The 533-nt window shown below is 62.3% G+C and carries 1 protein-coding gene; it reads right to left on the bottom strand.

Features of this window, described 5'->3' with window-relative positions; all coding sequences use genetic code 11:
• Positions 1–323 (bottom strand): transposase (locus GSQ89_RS28285; protein ID WP_371734300.1); only part of this gene is annotated, 323 nt, incomplete at its 3' end.
• Positions 324–533 lie beyond the last annotated feature (210 nt).

Here is a 533-nt window from a genome sequence, read left to right as displayed (position 1 = left end):
GCGAGATTGATCGCGTCACGCCGGTCAGTCTTGATCCGATCGCCGGGCCTGCGCGGGATCAGCGACGGCGCAACGACCACACATTCGTGTCCGGCCGCCGTCAATTGCCGTTGGATCCCGTAGCCACAGGGTCCCGCCTCGTAGCAGAACCGCAGGTCGCTGCCGCCGCGAGACAATCTCGCCGCCATCCCCTTCAGGGCCGTAGGCGTGTTCGCAATCTGGCCATGCTGGCGCACTTCTCCCCGCTTGCCCGCTTCGGCCAGTGCGACTGCGATCGTAGCTTTGTGCACATCCAGACCAACGTAAATGATAGGCTTGTCCATGACCCGTCTCCTATGCATGAGGCTCGGCACCAGACCACCCGGTGCAACCCTCGAAAGCCTGCATACTGTGAGACGGGTCGCCCCTATCTCAGGCGAACATCTGGTCTAGGTCCTTAACCCACTGAATCGCGTTTCGCTCGTTGTCGATGCGCACAACAACGGCGGACATAGTCATCCACTCGGACGCGCCACGCGGATCGCCTGGACGCA

Origin of the sequence: Acidisphaera sp. S103 (genome assembly GCF_009765975.1) — a bacterium.
In the GTDB taxonomy this organism is placed as follows: domain Bacteria; phylum Pseudomonadota; class Alphaproteobacteria; order Acetobacterales; family Acetobacteraceae; genus Rhodopila.
The sequence above is the reverse complement of the archived record's forward strand: the minus strand, read 5'-3'. Positions and strand labels throughout refer to the sequence as shown.